Below are 859 nucleotides of genomic sequence, written 5' to 3'. Positions count from 1 at the left end.
GGTCCGGGGCGGGCGCTTTCCGGAGGCCCATGTCTGGTTTAAGAGGTCGGCACCATGAGGGCTCGTATGTCTCGCCTGGGATGTCTGCTGCTGCTTTCGCTGCTCACGCTGTCTGTCATTCCCGGGTGTGCGACCCGGCGGCCACCCTTCAAGCCCGTGGCCTTCAACAGTGCCCTGGAGGTGTACCCCAGCGGCCTGCGGTTGCTGGTGCAACACACGCCGCAGGCGCCGCGCGCGACGGTGTACGTCTCCTATGCGGCGGGCACCGTGAGCGAGCCTCCAGGCAAGGAGGGCCTCGCGATCCTCGTCTCGCGCCTGACCTTCGTCGCCCACCGGGGGGCGGGCCCCGCGTCTCGGCTGGACAGCCAGGTCCTCGCGGCGGGCGCCACCTATGATGCCCACGTGGGCCCCGAGGACACGGGCTACACGTTCAGTGTCCCGCCGGACCGCCTCGCCCGGCTGATGGCGCTCCAGGCGCAGCGGCTTCGGGACCCGCTGGAGGGGCTCACCGAGGCGGAGTTCACCTCGGTGAGGGACGCGTTCGCGGCGCAGCTTCAGTCGTGGCAGGACCGGTACCCCGTGCTGGAGGAGCTCCGGCTGCTCCACGCCTCGCTGCTGCCGGGGCACCCCTATGGCCGGATGTCCGGTGCGACGGCCGCGTCCGTCCGGGCGCTGACGCTGGAGGACGCGCGGTCCTTCGCGCGCACCCATCTCACGCCGGCGCATACGGTGCTCGTGGTGTCGGGCCCGCTGCCCCCGCAGGAGGTGAAGTTCGAGGTCGCCCGTGCCTTCGCCGGGATGACGGGCGCGGGCGTCGCCACGCGGGTGGAGCCGGTGTCCGCCCCCGTCCTCCCGGCCC

1 protein-coding gene is annotated in these 859 nt (G+C 72.4%); it reads left to right on the top strand.

Annotated features, from left to right (window positions below; translation table 11 throughout):
- Window positions 1-66: 66 nt before the first annotated feature.
- Window positions 67-859 (top strand): M16 family metallopeptidase (locus tag HG543_RS53890; protein ID WP_169352707.1); only part of this gene is annotated, 793 nt, incomplete at its 3' end.

Origin of the sequence: Pyxidicoccus fallax, assembly GCF_012933655.1 — a bacterium.
Lineage (GTDB): Bacteria > Myxococcota > Myxococcia > Myxococcales > Myxococcaceae > Myxococcus > Myxococcus fallax.
This window is presented reverse-complemented; position numbering and strand designations above follow the sequence as displayed.